17 protein-coding genes are annotated in these 22,634 nt (G+C 67.4%); 7 read left to right on the top strand and 10 right to left on the bottom strand.

The features are described from left to right. Positions 1–232 precede the first annotated feature (232 nt). Positions 233–1,033 carry a cobalamin-binding protein gene (locus tag AB7849_RS14360; RefSeq protein WP_008210838.1) on the bottom strand — a complete coding sequence of 267 codons (801 nt, stop codon included), beginning with the start codon at positions 1,031–1,033 and terminating at the stop codon, positions 233–235. Next, positions 1,033–1,620 (bottom strand): pyridoxamine 5'-phosphate oxidase, encoded by a 588-nt coding sequence (gene pdxH, locus AB7849_RS14355; RefSeq protein WP_008210836.1) that lies wholly within the window; start codon positions 1,618–1,620, stop codon positions 1,033–1,035. Before pdxH ends, AB7849_RS14360 begins: the two co-directional genes overlap by 1 nt. 40 nt (positions 1,621–1,660) lie before the next feature. Here pdxH and AB7849_RS14350 point away from each other — a divergent pair, with 40 nt between their 5' ends. After that, positions 1,661–2,488, top strand: coding sequence for a kinase (locus tag AB7849_RS14350; RefSeq protein ID WP_037099534.1), 828 nt, complete (start codon positions 1,661–1,663; stop codon positions 2,486–2,488). Between the two features lie 182 nt (positions 2,489–2,670). On the opposite strand, the gene AB7849_RS14345 is transcribed toward AB7849_RS14350, so the two are convergent. Continuing rightward, a complete protein-coding gene (locus AB7849_RS14345) occupies positions 2,671–3,516 on the bottom strand; it encodes an NAD-dependent epimerase/dehydratase family protein (protein WP_008210832.1) in 846 nt (281 codons plus the stop codon). A gap of 27 nt (positions 3,517–3,543) precedes the next feature. On the opposite strand from AB7849_RS14345, the gene AB7849_RS14340 reads away from it, so the two are divergent. From AB7849_RS14340 to AB7849_RS14320, 5 genes are all read left to right on the top strand, one after another. Then, positions 3,544–4,083: a shikimate kinase gene (locus AB7849_RS14340; protein ID WP_369501204.1), complete on the top strand. Its 540-nt coding sequence runs from the start codon at positions 3,544–3,546 to the stop codon at positions 4,081–4,083. Then, positions 4,080–5,174 (top strand): 3-dehydroquinate synthase, encoded by a 1,095-nt coding sequence (aroB, locus tag AB7849_RS14335; RefSeq protein ID WP_008210829.1) that lies wholly within the window; start codon positions 4,080–4,082, stop codon positions 5,172–5,174. The genes AB7849_RS14340 and aroB overlap by 4 nt, the downstream gene beginning before the upstream one ends. Before the next feature lie 184 nt (positions 5,175–5,358). After that, positions 5,359–5,619 (top strand): WGR domain-containing protein, encoded by a 261-nt coding sequence (locus AB7849_RS14330; RefSeq protein WP_008210828.1) that lies wholly within the window; start codon positions 5,359–5,361, stop codon positions 5,617–5,619. A 5-nt stretch (positions 5,620–5,624) separates the two neighbouring features. Then, the gene (hemE, locus tag AB7849_RS14325; protein WP_008210827.1) at positions 5,625–6,695 is read left to right on the top strand and encodes a uroporphyrinogen decarboxylase; all 1,071 of its coding nucleotides are present in this window, start codon (positions 5,625–5,627) and stop codon (positions 6,693–6,695) included. 83 nt (positions 6,696–6,778) lie between these two features. Further along, positions 6,779–7,474 carry a DUF4328 domain-containing protein gene (locus AB7849_RS14320; protein ID WP_008210826.1) on the top strand — a complete coding sequence of 232 codons (696 nt, stop codon included), beginning with the start codon at positions 6,779–6,781 and terminating at the stop codon, positions 7,472–7,474. An 86-nt stretch (positions 7,475–7,560) separates the two neighbouring features. On the opposite strand, the gene AB7849_RS14315 is transcribed toward AB7849_RS14320, so the two are convergent. From AB7849_RS14315 to AB7849_RS14290, 6 genes are all read right to left on the bottom strand, one after another. Next, positions 7,561–9,510: an ATP-dependent DNA helicase gene (locus tag AB7849_RS14315; protein ID WP_008210825.1), complete on the bottom strand. Its 1,950-nt coding sequence runs from the start codon at positions 9,508–9,510 to the stop codon at positions 7,561–7,563. 238 nt (positions 9,511–9,748) lie between these two features. Continuing rightward, the gene (locus AB7849_RS14310) at positions 9,749–10,249 is read right to left on the bottom strand and encodes a hypothetical protein (protein ID WP_008210824.1); all 501 of its coding nucleotides are present in this window, start codon (positions 10,247–10,249) and stop codon (positions 9,749–9,751) included. Between the two features lie 41 nt (positions 10,250–10,290). After that, complete coding sequence (gene mrcB, locus AB7849_RS14305) at positions 10,291–12,621, bottom strand: penicillin-binding protein 1B (RefSeq protein ID WP_008210823.1); 2,331 nt, start codon at positions 12,619–12,621, stop codon at positions 10,291–10,293. Positions 12,622–12,781: 160 nt separating this feature from the next. Then, complete coding sequence (locus AB7849_RS14300; RefSeq protein WP_369501203.1) at positions 12,782–13,633, bottom strand: SDR family oxidoreductase; 852 nt, start codon at positions 13,631–13,633, stop codon at positions 12,782–12,784. After that, complete coding sequence (locus tag AB7849_RS14295) at positions 13,630–15,321, bottom strand: hypothetical protein (protein WP_369501202.1); 1,692 nt, start codon at positions 15,319–15,321, stop codon at positions 13,630–13,632. Before AB7849_RS14295 ends, AB7849_RS14300 begins: the two co-directional genes overlap by 4 nt. Before the next feature lie 167 nt (positions 15,322–15,488). After that, the gene (locus tag AB7849_RS14290; RefSeq protein ID WP_008210490.1) at positions 15,489–17,627 is read right to left on the bottom strand and encodes a RelA/SpoT family protein; all 2,139 of its coding nucleotides are present in this window, start codon (positions 17,625–17,627) and stop codon (positions 15,489–15,491) included. Positions 17,628–17,727: 100 nt separating this feature from the next. Here AB7849_RS14290 and AB7849_RS14285 point away from each other — a divergent pair, with 100 nt between their 5' ends. Further along, positions 17,728–18,207, top strand: a complete 480-nt coding sequence (locus tag AB7849_RS14285) for a hypothetical protein (RefSeq protein WP_008210488.1) — start codon at positions 17,728–17,730, stop codon at positions 18,205–18,207. A gap of 214 nt (positions 18,208–18,421) precedes the next feature. Here AB7849_RS14285 and hrpA read toward each other — a convergent pair whose 3' ends face one another. Further along, positions 18,422–22,603, bottom strand: a complete 4,182-nt coding sequence (gene hrpA, locus AB7849_RS14280) for an ATP-dependent RNA helicase HrpA (protein ID WP_369501201.1) — start codon at positions 22,601–22,603, stop codon at positions 18,422–18,424. Positions 22,604–22,634 lie beyond the last annotated feature (31 nt).

The raw sequence follows: 22,634 nt of genomic DNA, 5'->3' as shown, positions 1-22,634 counted from the left end.
TTTGAGGCGCGGGAAAGCCGAAGCGCCATGAGGGCGATGCCCTTCGACTTCGACGTCACCCGCCTACGCTCAGGGCGAGCGGCGGATCGGAAGCTGGGGGCTCGACGCCAAGTCAGTGCAGATAGCTAGCAAAGGCACTGGGTGACCAGACATTCACCTGTTGAAAAGCGCTTCCTGCCTTCGCAGGAACGACGAGCAGACGAACGGCATGTCGAGGCAAAGGCCAGCACGCTCAGCGCTGCGCCCACGCCGCGATCACCGCATGGATCGCATCCAGCCCGTCGAACAACGCGGCCGGTCCAGGCTGCAAAATGATCGGTGACTTGATCTCGTGCAGTTCGCCGTCGCGTACCGCGGGAATCGTGTCCCAGCCCGGCCGCGCGGCGACCTTCTCCGGGCGAAAGCGCTTGCCGCACCACGAACCCAGGATGATGTCCGGCGCGCGACGCACCACTTCGTCGCCGTTGGGCAGGATGCGCTGTTTCGCCAGCGATTCGCGGGCCAGCTCGGGAAAGGCGTCATCGCCGCCGGCGATCTGGATCAGCTCGGCCACCCAGCGGATGCCGGTGATGATCGGTTCGTCCCATTCCTCGAAGTAGACCTTGGGCCGTCGCGGCAACTTCGCCGCGGCGGCGCGTATCTCGGCGATATGCGCCTCGGCCCGTTGCGCATAGGCCTCGGCTTTTTCATGCGCACCCACCATCGCACCGAGCCGACGGATGTAGGCGAGGATGCCATCCACGCTGCGGTGGTTGCTGATCCACACCTCCACCCCGGCCTTGATCAGTTCGCGCGCAATGTCGGCCTGGATGTCGGAAAAGCCGATCGCCAGGTCCGGCTCGAGCTTGAGGATCTCGTCGATCTTGGCGCTGGTGAACGCCGAGACCTTCGGCTTCTCCCTGCGCGCCCGCGGCGGGCGCACGGTGAAGCCGGAGATGCCGACGATGCTATCCTGCTCGCCCAGCGCATACAGCACCTCGGTGGGCTCTTCAGTCAGGCAGACGATGCGTTGCGGGTAACCGTCGCGCGCCATCACGGATACAGCAGGCGGTGGGTCCAGGTCTGGCCGTGGCGGCTCCAGCGCACGCGTTCGTGCAGGCGGAATTTCGCGCCGTACCAGAATTCGATCAGGTCGGCTTCCACCACGAAACCACCCCAATGGGGCGGACGCGGCACGTCACGGCCCTCGAATTCGTGCTCGTAATGCGCCATGCGCTGCTCGAAGGTGGCGCGATCGGCCAGCGTCTGCGACTGCAGCGAGGCCCAGGCACCGATCTGGCTGCCGCGGGCACGGCTGGCGAAGTAGGCGTCGGATTCTTCCGGCAGCAAGCGCCGGGCCGCGCCCTCCACCCGCACCTGCACGCCTTCGCGCACGGCCTTCCAGTGGAAGCACAGCGCCACCTGCGGGTGCGCCTGCAATTGCGCGCCCTTGTCGCTGTCGTAATTGGTGAAAAAGCGGAAACCGCGCTCGTCGACGCCCTTGAGCAGCACGATACGCGAGCTCACCCGACCAGCCGTATCAGCGGTGGAAAGGTTCATTGCCGTGGGCTCGGAATCGCCACTGGCGACGGCTTCGTTCAGCAGTTCCCGGAAGGTATTCAGTATCTCGGATGTGAGCATGGGTCTTGAATCGTGGCGAACGCACGTCATCATGGCGTGCATGAAAGATGCTAGCACGCAGAATCTGGCCCTGGCGGGCCACTTGCTCGACCACTACGCCGGCCGCATCGCGCGGGCGCAGCGGCCGTACATCCTGGGCCTGTCCGGCCTGCAAGGCAGCGGCAAAAGCTCGCTTGCCCGGGTCATGAAGGCCCAGGCGGAGTCGCGTGGCTGGCCCACCGTGGTGCTCTCGCTCGACGATTTCTACTACTCGCGCAGCGAACGCGAGGCGATGGCGCACGACATCCACCCGTTGCTGCGCACCCGCGGCGTGCCCGGCACCCACGAGATCGAACTGCTGCTGTCGGTACTGGCTGCCCTGCCGCATGCCTCGGAAAAGCTGCCGGTGGCCTGGCCGCGCTTCGACAAGGGCCGCGATACCCGCATGCCGCCCTCGCGCTGGCCCAAGGCCACGCGACCGCCGAAACTGGTGATCGTGGAGGGCTGGGCGCTCGGCCTGAAGCCGCAGCCGCTGGCGGCGCTTGGCACCCCGGTCAACGCGCTGGAGCGCGACGAGGATGACGACGGCCGCTGGCGCAAGTGGGTGAACAAGCAATTGCGCGGCTACCAGCCGCTGTGGCGCAAGCTCGATGCCCTGATCGTGCTGCAAGCGCCCGGCTGGGACGTGGTGCGCCGCTGGCGCAGCGAAACGGAGCAAGACCTGCTCGCCCGCCGCGCTCCGTTGGCAATGGATGCCGAAGCCATGTCGCGCTTCCTGGCCCACTTCGAGCGCCTGAGCCGACACGCGCTGGCCACCTTGCCGGCCATCGCCGACAGCGTGGTGGAGTACGACAGCGAACGCCACGTCACCGGGCTCGGCCACGACTGAGGCCGCAACGGCGGCGCCACAGCAACCGGCGCCGCATCCGCCTGACGTGCAGGAGTGGCTTCAGCCGCAATGCTTTTGCTTCAATGTCCGGAAAGCCAAAGCCAAAGCCATCGCCCGCAAGCGGGCTCCTGCAAACCGCTCCGGCATCGTTTCCACGGCGCTCCTGCGCGGGATCCAGACCGCTACGCACCCAGCAGCGCGGCATAGCCCACGCGCGCGTCCGGCCATTGCGGCGCGAAACCGCTGGCACGCAAACGGGCGTTGCTCAGGCGCTTGCTGCCGACACCGGCCGGTGCCGGGCCTGTCAGCGGCATCGACACACCCAGCAGGCCCGCCAAGTGGTCATACAGCACGTCGAGCGGCAGCGGCGTGTCATCCACACCCAGGTACAGCGGCTGCACATCGGGCAGGTCGAGCAGATGCGCAATCGCCGCCGCGGCATCGTCCACGTGGATGCGGTTGGCCCAATGTGGCACCTCGCGCGGCACCTTCGCCAGCCCGGCGCGCAGGCGCTCGATCAACTGCAGGCGCCCCGGTCCGTACAGGCCAGCCAGACGCAGCACCACCGGCGACACCTGCATCGCTGCCGCCTGTTGCAACAGCCACTGTTCGGCTTCGAACAACACGCGACCATTGAAGCCCGGCGGGGCGACCGGCGTGTCTTCGTCCACCCAGTCGCCGTCATGTTCGCCATAGACCGCGCTTGAAGAAACGAACAGCACGCGCCGCAACGCGGAGCCATCAAGCACATCGAGAAGGTGCCGCAAGCCGTCGACGAAAATCCTGCGATACGCCGTCTCGTCCCGCGCATCCGGCGTCGGCAGATAGACCAGCCGTGTCACGCCCTGTGGCAAGCCGGCGAGGCCGCCCGGCCGCCCCAGATCACCACGCACCCAGCGAATGCCTTCGTTGCCGTCATCCGGCGGTTGCCGACGCAGCGCGAACACCTCGTCGCCGCGTGCCAGCAGGCGCTCCGCCACGCGTCGACCCAGGTCGCCACAACCCGCCAGCAAAATCCGTTCGGACATCCATTCGCCTGCTGTTAAAGTTGAACCATGAACCCATCCTGCAACCTGTTCCTGATCGGCGCCACCGGGGCCGGCAAGACCTCGGTCGGCCGACGCCTCGCCGCGCATTACGGCTTGGCGTTCCTCGACCTGGACCAGGAAATCGAGCGCCACTGCGGCGTGCCGGTCAGCACGGTGTTCGAGGTCGAGGGCGAGGCCGGCTTCCGTCGACGCGAGAGTACGTTGCTAGACGAGTGTAGCCGCCGCCGTGGCGTGTTGCTGGCCACCGGCGCCGGTGCCGTGCTCGATCCGGCCAACCGTCGCAACCTGGTCGAGCGCGGCTACGTGGCATGGCTGCAGACCACGCCCGAATTGCAGCTGAAACGCCTGCGCCACGACACCCAGCGCCCGTTGCTGGCCGGCGACGACCGCCAGGCGCGCCTGCAAGCCATGGCCGAGGTGCGCGAACCGCTGTACCGCGAAATCGCCGATCTCGCCATCCCGGCCGTGCACGAAGGCGTGACCGCCTCCAGCGAACACTGCATCGCCCTCATCGACTCCTCCTGGCAACGGCAACACGCGGCATGACTTCAACGAACAGTTTCACCACCATCGACGTCGCCCTTGGCCAGCGCAGCTACCCGGTATGGATCGGCCGCGGCCTGCTCGGTGATGCCGCGCGCTGGCACACCGCACTGCGTGGGCGTCACGTGCTGGTGCTCAGCAACACCACGGTGGCGCCGTTGTATCTCGATCGCGTTGCGCAGGGACTGGAAGGCATCCACTGGTCATCGTTCCTGCTCGACGATGGCGAGGCGCACAAGAGTTTTGCCAACGTCGGCCGCGCGCTGGAGGCATTGGGCCAGCTCGGCGCCACCCGCGATGCCTGCGTGATCGCACTGGGTGGCGGCGTGGTCGGCGATCTGGCCGGCTTCACCGCGGCGTGCTGGATGCGCGGTATCGACTTCATCCAGATGCCTACCACGCTGCTGGCGATGGTCGACTCCTCGGTCGGCGGCAAGACTGGCGTCAACCTGCCCGCCGGCAAGAACCTGGTCGGCGCCTTCCACCAGCCACGTGCGGTAGTCGCCGACATCGACACGCTGGCCACCCTGCCCGACCGCGAATACCGTGCCGGGCTGGCCGAAGTGATCAAGGGTGCGGCGATCGGCGACGAACCGTTCTTCGCCTGGCTGGAAACTCACGCCGATGCGCTCGCCGCGCGCGACGACGCCACCCTGATCGAAGCGATCGCGCGCAAGGTGCGCTACAAGGCCGGCGTGGTGGCACGCGACGAAACCGAACAGGGCGAACGCGCCCTGCTCAACCTCGGCCACACCTTCGGCCACGCGCTGGAAACCGCCGGCCACTACACCACCCTGCTGCACGGCGAAGGCGTGGCGGTGGGCATGCTGCTGGCCGCGCGTTTGTCCGAGCGGTTGCGGATGAGCGAAGCCGCCGATACCGAACGTCTGCAGCGGCTGCTGGAAACCGTCGGCCTGCCCGTGGCCGTGCCGGCCGGTTTCGATGCCCAACAACTGCTCGCGCTGATGCGGCTGGACAAAAAGAACACCGCCGGCATGCTGCGGTTGATCCTGTGGCGCGGCATCGGTCGCGCCGAGATCGTGGCCGGCGTGAACGAAGCCGAGGTGCTGACCGTACTCGAAGCCGCCCTGTAGGAGCGCACCCTGTGCGCGAAAGGCTTTTCGCGATACCCGACCAAGAGCCTTCGCGCACGACCGCAGGAAGTCCCTTGTGGACAGGGTGCGCTCCTACGGGGAGCATCCGCGGCAGGACGCCCCTCGCCCGCCGCCTTGCAGCCCTTTACACTGTCTGATCCCAGGCACTGCCCACTGGCCCTTCATGCGCCTTTACCTGCAAACCCAGCCCACGTCGGCCGATGCGCCGCGCTACGTCCAGATCGTGCTGGAGCAGGATCTGCTCGGCGGCTGGACGTTGTACCGCGAGACCGGCACGCAAGGCGGCAAGGCCACGCTGCGGCGCGAGCAGTTTCTGGAGCGTGACGCTGCCATGGCCGCCTTCGAAAAAGCCCGTGACAGCCAACTCAAGCGCGGTTACCGGCTGATGTTCAGCCAGGGCCTCGACGGTCCCCACGGACGTTGACCGACATGCATGCACCCCTGAAGAACGATCGTTTCCTGCGCGCGCTGCGTCGCGAACCCGTCGACACCACCCCGATCTGGGTGATGCGCCAGGCCGGTCGCTACCTGCCCGAGTACCGCGCCACGCGCGAACGCGCCGGCAGCTTCATGGGCCTGGCGCAAAACCCCGAATTCGCCTGCGAAGTGACGTTGCAACCGCTGCAGCGCTTCGACCTCGACGCCGCCATCCTGTTCTCCGACATTCTCACCATTCCCGACGCGATGGGCCTGGGCCTGTCGTTCGCGCAGGGTGAAGGTCCGCAGTTCGCGCATCCCGTGCGCACTGCCGCCGACATCGCCAGACTCGCCGTGCCCGACATGGATGGCGAACTGCGTTACGTCACGGATGCGGTGCGGCTGATCCGCCGCGAGCTCGACGGCCGCGTGCCGCTGATCGGCTTCGCCGGCAGCCCGTGGACGCTGGCCTGCTACATGGTGGAAGGTCACGGCTCGCGCGACTTCGCCCTGCTCAAGGCATTGAGCTGGAATGATCCCGCCCTCGCCCACCGCCTGCTCGACGTGCTGGCGCGAAGTGTCGCCAGCTACCTCGCCGCGCAAGCCGAAGCCGGCGCGCAGGCACTGATGGTCTTCGACACCTGGGGCGGCATGCTCGGCCCCGCCGCCTTCCGCGAATTCTCGCTGCGCTACATGCAGCAGGTAGTCGCGGCACTGCAGGCCGACGCGCACGCACGCGACCTGCCCGTGATCCTGTTCTCCAAGGGCGCCGGCCAGCACTTGGCCGAGATGGCTGACAGCGGCTGTGCTGCACTCGGTGTCGACTGGACCGTCAACCTCGCCGACGCCCGCCGCGCCGTCGCCGGCAAGGTGGCGCTGCAAGGCAACCTCGACCCCACCGTGCTGCGCGCCTCGCCCGACGTGATCCGCCGTGAAGCCCGCGCCGTGCTCGACAGCTACGGCAACCATCCCGGTCACATCTTCAACCTCGGCCACGGCATCACGCCCGAAGTCGATCCGGAGCACATGAAGGTGCTGGTGGATGAAGTGCACGCCTACGGGCGCACGTTGCGGGAACACTGAAGCCACCCCGATCCGGTTTTCCACCCTCCCGGGGCTCGGCAAATTGCTATGCTGCCGCCCGGGAGAAACAGGGGAACTCGGGGATGAACAACAGCTTTCGTCAGCTCGGCGTGCTGACCAACTGGGTGCGCGGGATTGCCTGCGTGACAGGTCTCATCGTGGTCTGCAACATCGGCATCGATCTTTACGTCAACCATCTGTTGCGCCTGATCCGCGATGGCGCCGTGGAAAACCCTTCGCTGCTGCTGATGGGCATGCATGGCGCGAACCGGCTGCAAATGGTGCTCGACGTCGGTTACGGCGCACTGCTGCTACTCAACATCGTACTGTTCTTTATCTGGCTGCATCGTGCCGCCAGCAACACGGAAGCGCTCGGTGCAAAAGGGCTCGAATCCTCGCCAGGCTGGACGGTAGGCTGGTTCTTCGTGCCCGTCGCCAACCTGGTGATGCCGTACCGCGCGATGCGAGAAGTCTGGCAAGCGAGCCGTGCGCCCGCACAATGGAGCACCGTGCGAACCGGCCCCTGCCTGTTGCTGTGGTGGTTGACCCACTTGTTCGCCGGCATCGCCGGCCAAGTCAAATCGGTCATGCTTCGTGAGGCCCACGGCGCCAACGCAGTACTTGCCGCGAGCAACGTGGAAATCACGGGCATGGTGTTGTTTTTGATAGCCACCCTGTTGTTCGTGCATATCGTGGGAAGCCTGTGGAACATGCAGGAAGCCGCCTGGAGCCAGCAAACACCCGCGTTGCCACCCTTGCCTGTCGCCGCCATTGCCTGAGACAGGCAGAAGCTGCCACGCATAGCGACAAGCGCACGCGCCTGCATCAAAGCCAGCGCACCACCCTTCAAGCCATCAACGAACGGCTATGCCTGGCCACCTGCCGGGGTATCGCCAAAGAAAGCCGTTACATCCCCCAACGCCCGCGTGCGCGGCATCGGCGGCAGGCTGGCGAGGAACAACTTGCCGTAGCCTTTGCTGGATAGTCGCGGGTCACATAACACCAGCACGCCGCGATCGTGCACGTCGCGGATCAAGCGGCCGGCGCCCTGCTTCAACGCGATCGCGGCGGTGGGTACCTGCCAGCCCATGAAGGGGTTGATGCCCTGACTTTCCAGCGCTTCGAGGCGTGCTTGCAACACGGGATCATCTGGCGCGGCGAACGGCAGCTTGTCGATCACCACCACGCTGAGCGCCTCGCCGGCCACGTCCACGCCTTCCCAGAAACTGGCGGCGCCGAGCAGCACGCCGTGGCCCGAATGGCGGAACTCTTCCAGCAGTTGATGCCGCGGTGCGGTGCCTTGCACGAACAGCGGCCACGACACGCGCTCGGCCAGCAGCTCGGCGGCGCGACGCAACGCGCGGTGCGAGGTGAACAGCAGGAAGGCGCGGCCATGCGAGGCTTCGAGCACCGGCAACACGGCATCGAGCACGCGCTCGGTGTAGTCGCGCGCGTTCGGATCGGGCAGCCCGGCAGGCAGATAGCACAGGGCTTGCCGCGCATAGTCGAACGGGCTGTCCAGGCGCAGGGTCTGTGGATCGTCCAGTCCCAACTGGCGCGCGAAGTGCTCGAAACTGCCGGCCACCGACAAGGTGGCCGAGGTGTGGATCCAGGCGGCTTGTGTGCGCTCGCGCATCGCGCGCAGCGGCGCGGCCAGGTCCAGTGGCGTGGCATACAACACGAAGCCGCGCGGAAAACGTTCGTACCAGCGCACGTCCTGCTCGCCTGCGCTTTCGGTGATGCGCTCCAGCCGCTCGCCCAGCACGGCGGCGCGCTCGTGCACATTGGCAAAGCCGCGTGAGCGTTCGGCCTGCGACGCGAGCAGATCGGTCAACGCCGCCAGCAGTTCGCACAGGTCGTGCAGGCCTTCGTGGACGTCGGCACGCGCATCCATCAGTTGGAACGGACCGCGCACGGGCAGCGGCTCCATCGCCAGGCGCAGCTGACGCAGTGCATCCTGCAAGGCCTCCACCGGCTCCAGCAGCAGACCGATGGCGCCGGTGACACCACTGCATTCGCGCAGTGCATCCTGCGCCAGGTCGGTGAGCTGGCGCGCGCTGACACTTTGCGAGAAGAACTGCCCGGCCAGTTCAGGCACCTGATGTGCCTCATCGAGGATGAAGGCCTGCGCACCAGGCAGGATCTCGCCGAAACCTTCCTGCTTCAGCGCCAGATCGGCAAACAACAGATGGTGATTGACCACCACCAGATCCGCTTCCAGCGCCTCGCGACGCGCCTTCACCACGTGGCAATCGTCATAGAACGGACACTCCACGCCCAGGCAATTCTCCGGCGTGGAGGTGACGCGCGGCCACAATGGCGACTCTTCCGGCACCTCGGCCAGCTCCATGCGGTCGCCGTGGCGCGTGCGCGCCGACCACGCGCGGATCGCCGCCAATTGCGCCGCCTGCGGCTTGTCGAAATTCGCACCTTCACGCACGGTCTGGTCCAGCCTGTACAGGCACAGATAGTTGGCGCGGCCTTTCAGCAGTGCAGTTTTCTGGCGCGTGCCGAGCACCGCCTTCACTCGCGGCAGGTCGCGGAAATACAGCTGATCCTGCAAGGCCTTGGTACCGGTGGAAACGATCACCCGCTGGTTCGACAGCAAGGCGGGCACGAGATAGGCGTAAGTCTTGCCGGTGCCGGTACCCGCTTCGGCGATCAGCGTTTCGCACTCGGTGATGGCATGCTGCACCGCCTGCGCCATCGCCTGCTGCTCGGCGCGCGGTGCGAAGTTGGGCAGTTCGCGCGCAAACGGGCCATCGGGGCCGAGCAACGCTGCCGCATCGTCGGCCGAATCATCATGATCGATCATCCGGCAAGTATCGCCGAGTGGCGTCGCTACGTGAAACCAGGCCCGCCACCCGAGCCACGCGCCCCATCCAGGACCTCTCATCAACAAGCGTACGTCCCACCGGCAGGAGCAGTTTCAGCCGCGATGCTTTTCAGGCTTGCGGACGTCATGCCACAAACGCATCGCCCGCGGGCGGGCTCCTACAAATCCGCGCCTGCTTCGCAAAGATTGAGGGGTGAACAGGATGTTGAACAGGCTCTCAGAAACGCGACACGTCGGGCTTGTGGCAGGTCGCAAGCTGTTGGCGCGCGGTCGCAGCCCCGGCCGCGTCGCCGGCGTGCAGGCGCAGTTCCACCACGGTCTGCCAGTTGCGTGCGCACAACGGCCCGAGCTTGGGGCCGAGCGACCACGACTGCCGCGCCAGCCGCTCGGCGGTGGCGTAATCGCCGAGATAGACCGCCGCCTCGGCGCGATCCTGCAACAGGTCGGGTGCATTGACGCTGAGTTTCAACGCCTGGTCGAGCTTGCTGGCGGCATCGGCATAGTGGCCGCTCGCTTCATCGCTGCGCGCGGCATCGCGCAGTGACATCACCCCGGGACTGCGCAGCGGATCGACATTGATCACCGACTGCTCGCGCGCGCCCGCCGCACGGATCGCCTGCACCATTTGCACATTCGATGGCACCGGCACCGATGCCTCGCGACGTGGCGTGCTCGGTGTCACGCACGCAGCCAGCAGGCAAGTGCCGCTCGCAACCATCAAGAATGCAAGAGATCGACGCAGCGTACGACTCGACATGATCACGGGTTTCCGGAAGCGGGGGGTGTGGCGGGAGCCGGTGTATTCGACCCGCCACCGAACATGTTGCCGATGCGCTGCCAGAAGCAGCCTTCGGTATCGGCAGGCAGCGATCCGGCGACCACCGGCACCTGCTTGGCGCCTTCGCACTGCGGCTCGGTGGGCTTGCCGTCGGCAGGATTGATCCAGGCCATCTGCAGGCCCTGACCGGGTGCGGGCGACAGCGGCTCGGTGGGCAATTTGGCGAACAGGTCACGCCAGGCGCGCAGCGCGCCACTGGCACCGAACAGCGTGGTCGGCTTGTTGTCGTCGCGGCCCATCCAGAACACCGCCAGGCGGTCGCCGGTGAAGCCGGCAAACCAGCTGTCGCGCATCTGGTTGCTGGTGCCGGTCTTGCCCGCAGCGTGCAACCACGCCAGGCCCGAGTCGCCGATGGAATGCGCCGTTCCGTACACCGCCACCTGCTGCATTGCCCAGGTGATCAGGCGCACCGCTTCCTGGTATTCGCCCTTGCCGCTGCGCACTTCATAACGCTTGATGGTCTGGCCATGGCCATCGACTACGCCACGCACCGCCAGCAGCGGCAGGGCGTGACCGTCGGAGGCGAGGTATTCGTACATCTGCGCCACCTGGATCGGGGCCAGGTCGATGGCACCGATCAGCAGCGACGGGCCGGGACTGACATCATCCAGCCCGAACGATTTCAGGAACGCCTGGATGCGCGACAAGCCCACGGTCATGCCGAGGCGGATGCTGGCCAGGTTCCACGAATGCGCCAACGCATCGACCATCGGCACCATGCCGTGGCTCTGGTTGTCGTCGTTGTGCGGCGTCCACATCGTGCCGTCGGGCTGGCGCAGGTTGATCGGGCTGTCGTCCAGCGCCGTCGCCAGGTTCCAGCGCGAGGGATTGGTCAGCGCCACCAGGTAGACGAACGGCTTGATGGTGGAGCCGATCGGCCGCCGCGCATCCAGCGCACGGTTGAAACCCTGGTCGCCCGGCGTGCGACTGCCGACCACGGCCAGCACGCTGCCGGTTTGCGAGTCGGTGACCACGCCGGCCGCCTGCACGCCGTTGGCGCGCTTGCCCAGGCTCTTCATCGTCTGATCGATGGCCTGCTCCGAATACAGCTGCGCAGCCGGATCGAGCGTGGTGTAAATGGACAGGCCGCCCTTGCGCAAGGTGTCCCCGTCGAAATCGTTGGTGATCTGCGCGCGTACCAGCTGCATGAAGGCCGGGAAGCGGTTGTGCGGCAACTGGCCGTTGCTTACCAGATCCAGCGGCGTCGCCTGCGCGGCCTGGGACTGCGCCGGGGTCAGCAACCCGGTGGTGGCGAACACCTGCAGCACCAGGTTGCGACGCGCCAGCGCACGCTTCGGATAGCGACGCGGATCGTAGTAGCTCGGCCCCTTCACCATGCCGACCAGCATGGCGATTTCCTGCGGACGCAAATCCTGCAGCCGGCGACCGAAGTAGAACTCCGAGGCCGCCGCGAAGCCGTGCACTGCCTGGTTGCCCTGCTGGCCAAGGAACACCTCGTTGACGTAAGCCTCGAGGATGCGGCCCTTGCTGTAGTGAAGATCCAGCAGGATCGACATCAGCGCTTCGTTGAACTTGCGCGTGAAGGTCTGGCGCCGGCTCAGGAACAGGTTGCGCACCAGTTGCTGGGTCAGCGTCGAGGCACCCTGCACCGAATGCCCCGCGCGCAGATCGGCGAAGGCCGCACGCAGGATCGCCGTGAAATCGATGCCGATGTTGTTCTTGAAGCTGCGGTCTTCCACCGCCTGCAGGCCGCTGACCAGCAACGGCGGCACGTCGGCCAGATGCACGATGCGGCGATCCACCTGCTTGGCGCCGTACACCGTCGCGATGCGTGCCGGATCGAGATGGGTCAGCTTGATCGGCTTGTTGCTGGCCGCGTCGCGCACCGAAGCGATATCGCCCTTGCCCAGCGTCACGCGAATGCGCTTGGGCAACTCGCCACCATCGGGATCGACGTAGCCGCGTGAGGAAATCACGTAGGTCGAGCCCTTGCTGGTCCAGCTGCCTGGCACCTCGCCGTGGCCGTCATCGCTGTAACCGGCGAAAGTCAGCTCCAGCTTCAGCGCCGCCGATGTCATCGGCTCGCCCGCCGCCAGCGGCAGTGGCCGCGCGAAGACGCGCGTGGGCACGGCGAACACCAGGTCCTCGAAGCGATCCTGCACGCGCTTGTTGAGTACCAGCGTGTACGGCAACAGGAAGCCGAAGAACAGGCCGAGGGCAATCCAGAAGGGAACGCGCAGCCACGGCCAGCTGGCGCGGACGGCGGCTCGGGTTCGGGTCAGAAAGGCCAACGTGGGGATATCCGGTGAGACAACAACTCGATCATAGGACCACCTACCCGGCGCGCGGATGAATGCCACCCGTGCGACGCGGGCAAGACCCGGGCGAAGCGGGGCGGAAATCGTGGCAATCGTGGCTGCATGACGCCGATGTCCCCGTCGCGCCGATCACTCAGGATCGAACCGAAGGCGGCGATTGCCAGCAGTCGGCATCGGGACGGAACGGCCGCGGCGTCACGCCAAGCAGGCGGGTCAGCTCGGTGTTGTCCGCCACCAGGTCCGATTCCAGTCGCCCCATCGGACCGGCCAGCCGGGGCAGCACGCGCCGGGCGCCGCGCAGCAGCCACGCCGGCAGCGGCAGCGGTACGGTCGCCACCGGCAGGCTTCGACGCACGCGGGCAAACATGTCGGCCGCCGGCAACCGTTCGCCACCGCCCAGCGACAGCACGCGACCGGCCGATGATGTCGCGTCCAGCGCCGCCAGCACGGCCAGCGCGATATCCGCGGCATGCACCGGCTGGCGCAAGCCGTGCCCGGCCGGCAACGGGAACAGCCGCGTGCGCGAGGCCCGGCGCGCGATCGGGGTCAGGCTCTTGTCCAGTCCGGCGCCGTAGATCAGCGTGGGCCGCAGCACCGTCCAGGCGCAGCCATGGCGCGCGCAGGCCGCGGCCAGCGCGGTTTCGCCGTCGCGCAGTTGCTGCGAGATGGCACGTTCGGCCGGCACCGGGGAAGCGCGCTTGGTCTCCGCGCTCATCGAGCTGGTGGCAATCACGCGCGGAGCCAGTGGCAGCGAGGCCTGCGCCAGCCAGTCGGCGAACGGCTGCAGCGGGCCGAAACTGATGATGGCGGAAACATCCTTCACCGCCGGCACGGCATCGGGCAGCCGCCCTTCGATCCAGGCCAGCCCGGCTTGTGCGTCACGCGGATGGCGGCTCAACGCCAGCACCGGTTCGCCGCGTTCGCACAACGCCGGCAACAGGAAATGGCCAATCTGGCTGCTGCCCCCGAAAACCAGGACGGTCATGTACCGCCCTGCATGCGTTCGGTCAGCTCCTGCACCCGCGGATGGTTCGGCGCCAGCTTGCGCGCCTGTTCCAGCGATTGCGCGGCACCGCTGCGGTCGCCGCTGTCGAGCTGGCGCTGGGCTTGGTCCAGCCACGCGCCGGCGAGCCGCTGGCGCAACGGCGACAGGCTGGCATCGCCCGGCGAAAGATTGTCCAGCGTGGCAAGCAGGTTGCCGGCACGGCCCAGGTTGCCGCCGGCCATGGCCTGCCCGAACTGGTTCGAGACCAGTGCCGGCAGGGCCTGCAGGCCAGCACGTGCCGCCGCGTCATTGCCGTTGATGGCCAGCGCGCTGCGGTACAGGTCGTAGGCGCAGTCGCCCGGCGGCGCCATGATCTCGCCCTGTGCCGCGGCGGCTTTCGCACGCCTTACCAGCTCGGCCACCTTGGCATTCTGCTGCGGGCTGAGTTGCGCGGGTGTCATGCCGGCATCGGCGGCACCGTCGGCCGACGCCGGTGCGGACGTGGGAGCCGCGCCAAGCCGCGAGCGCGCAGCCAGCAGGTCGGCCGATTTCGGCGCCAATACGGCGGCCTGGTCAAGCAATTGCTTCGCCTGCGCGTTGTCGCCACCGTCGATGGCGGCATTGGCCTGCACCACCAGCGCGGCGGCCACCTGGCCCAGGCCGGCCTTGGCCTGTGCATTGTCCGGATCGATCGCCAACGCCGCCTTGAAGTGCGCCAGCGCAGTGTCGTCGCCGGTACCGGTGATGTTGCCGGCACGCAAGGCATCCTGGCCTTGCTGCAGGTCGGCGGCCAGCGCGGCATCGGACTGCTGGCGCAGCTGCGTTTGCGCCGCGCGCAACGACGGAAGCTCGCCATAGTTCGGCAGCAGCGCAGCCAGCCGGCCGATCAGATCGTTGGCCGCCGCCTGGTTGCCCGCGGCCAGCGCCTTGCGCGCCTGCGCGGCCAAGGCGCCACCGACCTGGTCGAGGCCATGCTTGGCCACCGCATGGTTGGAACCGCTGGCCAGCGCGCGCTGGTACAACGGGCCCGCGCCATCCGGACCATCCAGCTTGCCGGCGGCGAAGGCCTGCTGCGCCTGTTCGATCAGCGCATCGCCCTGCCCGTTGGCGCCACGCGCCTTGGCCAGTGCCTGGGTCAGCCGATCCACGTCACTGCCGCCGCCGAGCAATTCGCGCGCGGCGGTAAGGGCCTGGTCGGCCTCGTCGAGCTTGCCGGCCTGCAGCGCGGCATCGGCGCGCGCCACTTCGGCCTCGCCGACTTCGTGCAGGCCGTTGAGTGCGCGGTCATTGTCCGGCTCCAGCGCACGCGCCGCCTCGAACAATTCACGGGCACTGGTGCCATCGGTGCCATCCAGATGCCCTTCCTGCAGGGCGACATCGGCGCGATGCAGCACGCCATCGAAATCGGTGCGCGGAATCAGTGCGCGCAGGTTGCCCTGGTTGAGCCAGAGCACCACGATCAGCGCCAGCAGCACCAGCGCGAACAGAGGAACCAGCCAGCCGCGGCGACGCTCGCGCGGCATTTTTTTCGCCGGCGCGGCGGCGCGGCGATGCTCCGGCTCCACCGACAACGGCGGCAAACCGTCGTGCGCGGGCGGCGGCGGGCCGTCCAGATGATCGAGATCACCCAGCTTCGGTTCGGTACGGCCTTGCGGGCCGGGTGCGTGCGGGTCGCGATGTCCGCTCATGGATTCACTTGAAAAGCCGTCTGGTTCAAGCACGGGAGCTTAACATCGCCCCGCCGGCGCGCCCGCGCCGAAGGTTGCTGCGTTCAACTGCCGGCCAGCCTTGAAGCTTGCACGCGTTGTGACCGCCACCGCGGGCATCGGTTCCGCCGCGACGCCCCGCCGGTGGCTCAACGGGCACCGATGCGCCGTGCATCCACGATATTGGGCAAGGCCACCAGCCGGTCCAGCAAGGTGGAGAGTTGCTCGTAGTCGCGCACGCGCAGGGTGAAGCGCATCTCCACTTCGCCGCTGCGGGTGAACAGCCGGCTGGACGAGGCGATGATGCCCACGCTGGCGTTGCTGATGACGCTGGCCACGTCTTTCTGCAGGCCCTTGCGTTCGTAGCCACGCAATTCGATGTCCACCTCGTATGCCTGCACTGCGGCACGGCCCCAGCTCACCTCGATCACCCGGTCCGGTTCGCGCCGGGCCAGCCGCGCCAGGCTGGCGCAATCGGCGCGATGCACCGACACACCGCGCCCCTTGGTGATGTAGCCGCGCACTTCATCGCCGGGCAACGGCTGGCAGCAACGCGCCAGCGTGGTGAGCAGGTTGCCGACGCCTTCGATGCTGAGCGCGGTGTGGTCGAGCACATGGTGTCGCGAAGTGACCGGCGCCGCTGACTGGGTGATTTCCGGTGCCGGCTGGGTGGCCTCCAGCAGGACGCGTGCGATCTGGCCGGCGGTGATCTCGCCCAGCGCCAGCGCCACCAGCAGTTCGTCGTGCGTCTTCAGATGGAACTGCGCCGGCAGCCGCGTGATGTCCGCCTCGGGCAGCGCCAGGCGCTTCAGTTCGCGCTCGAACAAGGCACGGCCGGCGGCGAGGTTGGCGTCCTGTGCGCTGCGCCGGAACCATACGCGCGCCTTTTCCCGCGCGCGATTCGTGTTGAGGTAGCCGTGATGCGGCGAGAGCCAGTCGCGGCTGGGCTCGGCCAGCTTGGCGGTAAGGATTTCCACGCGATCGCCACTGACCGGCTGGAAGGTCAGCGGCACGATGCGGCCATTGACCTTCGCCCCGCGGCAGCGATGACCCACCTCGGTGTGCACGTGGTAGGCGAAGTCCAGCACGGTGGCGCCGTGCGGCAGGTCGAACACCTCGCCCTTGGGCGTGAGCAGGTAGACGCGATCTTCCAGCAGCTCGGTCTTCAGATCGGCCGCCAGCGCACCACTCTCATCCTCGGCGCGCGCGTCCAGCAGCTTGCGCATCCAGGCGATCTTGGCCTCGAACTCGGCGTCGCCGTTGCCGCCTTCCTTGTAGCGCCAGTGCGCGGCCACGCCCAGCTCGTTGGCGCGATGCATCTCGTGGGTGCGAATCTGCACTTCCAGCGTCTTGCCGCGCGGGCCGATCACCGCAGTGTGCAGCGAGCGGTAACCGTTGCCCTTGGGACGTGCCAGGTAATCGTCGAACTCGCGCGGCAGGTGTGGCCACAGCGTGTGCACCACGCCCAGCGCGGCGTAGCAGTCGGCCACGTTGTCGACCAGCACGCGTACTGCGCGGATGTCGTAGAGCTCGCTGAACTCCAGCCCCTTTTTCTGCATCTTCTTCCAGATGGAATAGATGTGCTTGGGACGACCGGCCAGCTCGGCGCGAATACCGGCGTCCGCCAGCGCCTTGCCCAGTTCGTCCAGCGACTCGCGGATGAAGGTTTCGCGGTCGGTGCGGCGTTCATCCAGCAGCTTCGCGATGCGACGATAGACATCCGGCTGCAGGAAGCGGAACGCCAGGTCTTCCAGCTCCCACTTCAACTGCCAGATGCCGAGACGATTGGCCAGCGGCGCGTGGATATCGCGTGTCAGTCGCGCCAGCGCCTGTCGTTCGTCCTCGGGCAACGCGGCGGCGGCCCGCATCTTCGCCAACTGGCGCGCCAGCAGCACGAACACCACGCGCAAGTCGCGAATGATCGCCAGCAACAGGCGGCGCAGGCCTTCCGAACCGCCATCGGCACTGCGTTGCGCATGCAGTGCCCAGACCTTCTCCGCCGCCCGCTGGCCCTCCACCAGGCGGCGCAGGTCCTCTGGCAACGCCGATGCGACAGCATCCCAGCGCGCCGGCTCGACCTGCGCCAGCGCGAACCACAGCGCCGCCGCCTGGGTCTGCGCATCGCAGCCGAGCATCGCCAGCAGGTCCAGCACGTCCACGCACTCGGACTGGTTCACCGCGCTTGCCTGGCACAGCTCCAGCGCCTCCGCCAACACGGCCGGCACGGCCCCGGCGCGGGCATGCCACGACAACAGGTCCGGCTTCGCGATGGAGGGAGCTTGCGCCATGCCCAGGACTCGTCCTTCAGTAATGCCCCCATTCTACGGATTTGGACTGAAGGGCTGCTTGCGCGGAAAATCGGCACGCCCCCCTCCACGAGTTGCCACCATGACGTATCGCCCTGCCCTCGCCCTGTCCCTGCTGCTTGCCGCAAGCCTGCCGCTGCATGCACAGCAGACCAACACGCTGCGCCAGCAAATGGGAGCGACGGCCTACCAGCGCGCCGGGCTGGACAAGCTCAACGCCGGCGAACGGGACTATCTCGCCACCTGGCTGTCCACGCACGCCAGCGAACTCGCCGCCGCAGTGCCGGCGTCGGCCGCTCCCACTGCCACCGCAGCCACGCATGCCGCCCCCGCGCACGCCACGGTGGAAAGCCACATCGCCGGCCATTTCAACGGCTGGCAACCCGGCGCCGTACTGGTGCTGGCCAACGGCCAGCGCTGGCGCGTGGCGGACGACAGTTCGCTCAACACCGGAAGGACGCTCGATGCACCGGCAGTCACCATCAAGCCCGGCCTGCTCGGTGGCTGGCTGCTGAAGGTGAAGGGCTACAACACCAGTGCGCGGGTGCAGCCGGCGAATTGAGTGGCGAGGTTTACTCCCTCTCCCCTCCGGGGAGAGGGCTGGGGTGAGGGGCCAACCTCGCGAAGTGATGGAAGAAGCGAGCACGCTTCGCATGAGCTTTTTCGCGAGCACCCACCCCTCATCCCAACCTTCTCCCCAGCGGGGAGAAGGAGCAAACGTGCCCAGCGGGTTCGTAATCTGACTGGTAGCTGGACAACGGATGGAGAGGCTTCGGCTAGGCTGGTTTTATTGAAGCGCTGGCTTTTGCCAGACGCTTCGCGGACACCGGCTCGGCGGTCTTCAGTTCCTGCGCGAACAGCGACACGCGCCATTCCTCGATCAGCCAGCGCAGTTCATCCAGGCCTTCGTCACCGGCGGCGCGGTGCTGCAGATACTCACGCCAGTACGGCATGACCTGCAGCATGCGCTGCTGGTCTTTCGCCGGATCCTGGCGCAGGCGCTCGGCACGCAAGCGCATGGCCTTGAGGTAGCGCGGCAGGTGCGCCAGCCGCGCCGGCGGCAATTCGCGCAGCAGGCCCGGCGCGAGCAATACGTCGAGCTGTTCGCGCAAGTCGTCATAGCTGGCGCGGGCAAAGCCGATCAGCGGAGGTTCCAGCCATGGCTTCAATTCGGCTTGCGCTTCGATGATCGGCTCGGCCAGTTTCAGCCGCTCCACCGCAGCGCCGAACAGTTCGCGCGAGGCCTGCGCATGCAAGGCTTCGAACGCGCCAGCCGTGCGCACATCGAGATCGAGCCGCGCCACCATGTCGGCAACGCCGCCTTCGACCAGGTCTTCGCGCAGGCCATCCACACCACCCAGCGGCGCGTACTTCAGCGCCAGCGGGTTGCCGATCGGCAAGCGTCGGCGCGCCTGCTTCAGGTCGCTGGCCAGCGCATTGCGCAACAGGCGCAGCACGCCGGCAACATGCGCCTCGGCCGCCTCGTCGCAGCGCTCGAACACGCGCAGCGCCACCGTCTCGCCGAGATCGACCAGCGCGGGGAAAGCCAGCAGGCCACCGGACGAGCGCACCTCGCGCGGAATCTCCTCGAAATCCCAGCTGGCCACATCTTCGCGCGTCAGCTCCACGTCGGTCTTGCGCGAGAACGCCTCGCGCGCCTGGCCTTCCCATTGCGCACGCAAGGCGGCCAGATCGCGAGCCGCCGCCAGCGTGCGGCCATTGTCGTCATGCAGGCGAAAACGCATGCGGAAATACGGCGCCAGCTCGACGGCGACAAATTCGCCCGCCTCGATATCCACGCCAGTGGCACGCTTCAGGAACGTGGCCAGCGCCCTGGTCAGCGGCTCGTCGCGCGGCGCCTCTGCCTCGGCGAAAGCCCGCGCGAAATCCGGCGCGGGCACGAAGTTGCGGCGCAGCGCCTTGGGCAGACCGCGGATCAGCTCGGCCACCTTGTCGGCCAGCAGGCCCGGCACCAGCCATTCGCAACGCGGCGCCGGCAGCGCATTGAGCATCGCCAGCGGCAGGTGCAAGGTGACGCCATCGGCCTCGTCGCCAGGCACGAAACGGTATTCGAGGCGATAGCGCTGCGCCGTCACCTTGTTGCCGGCCGGCTGGATGTCCAGCATCGCCGGGAAAGCCTTCGGATCGAGCCCGGCGCCGCCCACCATCACGTCGTCCAGCGACCAGCGCAGCGCGGCTTGCTCGGCAGGGCGTGCGCTGCGATACCACGCATCCAGCCCGCGACTGCTGGCAATGTCCTCCGGCAACTTGCCGCGGAAGAAATCGACCAGTTCGTCCTCGTGGCGGATCAAACCCTCGCGACGCTGCTTCGCCTCGATGCCGCGGGCATCCTCCAGCACGCGCTGGTTGGCGCGCACGAAATCGGCCTTTGAATCGATATCGCCACGCGCCAGCGCTTCGCGCAGGAAGATGCCATGCGCCAGCGCGGGGTCCTGTTTCTGGAATGTCACCGGCCGGCGTTCGACCAGGGTCAAACCGAACAGGCTGACCTGCTCGTAGGCCACCACGCAGCCGCGCTTTTTCGACCAGTGCGCATCGCGGCACGACATGCGCAGCAGGTGCGCCGCCTGTTGCTCGATCCACACCGGCTCGACGCGTGCATTCGCCATGCCCCAGACCTTGCCGCCCACGTCGAGGATCTGTGCGGAGAAGATCCAGTTCGGCGGCACTTTCGACAAGGCCGAACCGGGGAACACCTGGAACTTGCGCTCGCGCGTGCCCTGGTAGACGCCGCGCTCGTCCTTGCGGCCGACCTGGGTCGGCAGGCCGGCCAAGAGTGAGCGGTGGATCGTCTCGAAGAGGTGGTCCGCCGCAGCCTGTTGATCAACAACGCGCTCTTCGCCTTCGCCTCCTCTCCCCGTTGGGGAGAGGATTGAGGTGAGGGGCGGGTGCTTGCCGGAGCGCTCATGCGAAGCACGCTTGTTCCTGCCAGCGCTTCGCGAGCGTGGCCCCTCACCCCGGCCCTCTCCCCGCAGGGGAGAGGGAGAAACAGCATCACCGCCCCGCGATGAAGAGGGAGCAGAGCTCGACCACCCCAACTCCTTCACCACCAGCAACAGTTGCCGATGCAGCTCGCGCCATTCGCGCATGCGCATGAAGCTGAGAAAGTGGCGCGAGCACCAGTCGCGCAGCTTCGACTGGGTGAACTCCTCGTGCGCGGCGTGATAATCGCGCCACAGGTTCAGCACACCCGCGAAATCGGACTTCGGATCGGCGAAAGCGGCATGCGCGGCATCGGCCTGCTGGCGTGCGTCGGCCGGGCGCTCGCGCGGGTCCTGGATGCTGAGGAAAGCCACCACTACCAGCAGTTCGCGCAGCGCTCCCAGCTTTTCCGCTTCCACCAGCATGCGCGCAAGCTGCACGTCGATCGGCAACCGCGCCAGCATGCGCCCGATCGGCGTGAGCACGCGCTGCTCGTCGATCGCCATGATTTCTGCCAGGCGCCGGTAGCCATCCGCCACCACGCGCGGATCGGGCGCGTCGAGGAACGGAAAGCCGTCGACCTCGCCCAGCTTCAGCGCCAGCATGCGCAGGATCACGTTGGCCAGCGAGGAACGCAGCAGCTCGGGATCGGAAAATTCGGGCCTCGCGTCGAAGTCGGCCTCGTCGTACAAGCGATAGCAGATGCCCGGGCCGATGCGACCGCAGCGGCCCTTGCGCTGATCCGCCGCGGCTTGCGACACCGATTCCACGTGCAGCCGCTCGATCTGGCTGCGCTGGCTGTAACGCTTGACGCGCGCGCTGCCGGTGTCGACCACGTAACGGATGCGCGGCACGGTGAGCGAGGTCTCGGCGACGTTGGTGGCCAGCACCACGCGCCGCTTCGGACCGGGCTTGAACACGCGATCCTGTTCGCTGGCGGACAGTCGCGCGTACAGCGGCAGGATTTCCGTCTCGCGGTATTGCCGGCGCGACAGCAGCAGATGCGCGTCGCGAATCTCGCGCTCGCCCGGCAGGAACACCAGCACGTCACCCGGGCCACGGCCCAGGCTGCGGTCGGCAATGATCTCGTCGAGCACGGCAGCCACGTGTTCGGCGCTGCCCTGCTGCATGCCCTGCCGCGATGACGCGCCCTGCCCGCGACCGCCCTTCGCGGGCGCGGACACCGCATCGCCTCCCGACGTCACCGGCCCATCCACCGGTCGCCAGCGCAACTCCACCGGATACGCCCGCCCTTCCACCGATACCACCGGCGCGTCGCCGAAATGCTCGGCGAAACGCGCGGTGTCGATCGTGGCCGAGGTGACAATGATCTTCAGCTCCGGCCGCTTCAACGCCAGCCGTTTCAGATAGCCGAGCAGGAAGTCGATGTTGAGGCTGCGCTCGTGCGCTTCGTCGATGATGATCGTGTCGTAGGCCGACAACCACGGATCACCCTGCGTCTCGGCCAGCAGGATGCCATCGGTCATGAACTTCACCAGCGTGCGCTCGCTCACCTGATCGGTGAAGCGCACCTGGAAACCCACCTGCTCGCCCAACTGGGTGCCCAGCTCCTCGGCCACCCGGCGTGCCACCGAACGTGCAGCCAAGCGGCGTGGCTGGGTGCAACCGATCAGACCGGCTTCGCCGCGACCGGCGGCCAGGCACAGCTTGGGCAATTGGGTGGTCTTGCCCGAACCGGTCTCGCCGGCGATCACCACGACCTGGTGCTCGCGGATCAGCTTGACGATGTCGTCGGCACGCGCAGTGATCGGCAGCGATTCGTCCAGCCGGATCGCCGGCTTCGCCTCGACCCGCGCGCGGCGCTTGGCCGCGGAAGCCTCGATATCGATACCCAGCGCCGCCAGCCTGGCGTCGTCGGGGCGCTTCGACAGCCCGCGCCACCGCCCCAGCAGGCGTCCGAAGTCGCGACTGCACACGCCATCAAGCGCCCGACGCATCTCGCGCAGGCGGGGATCGGTGGCGGTTCGGGCGTTGGCGTCGGGCTTCGTATTCATGCAGCCCGACATGATAGCCGGTGACTATCAG

Origin of the sequence: Rhodanobacter sp. FW021-MT20, assembly GCF_041107475.1 — a bacterium.
In the GTDB taxonomy this organism is placed as follows: Bacteria; Pseudomonadota; Gammaproteobacteria; order Xanthomonadales; family Rhodanobacteraceae; genus Rhodanobacter_A; species Rhodanobacter_A glycinis.
The sequence above is the reverse complement of the archived record's forward strand: the minus strand, read 5'-3'. Positions and strand labels throughout refer to the sequence as shown.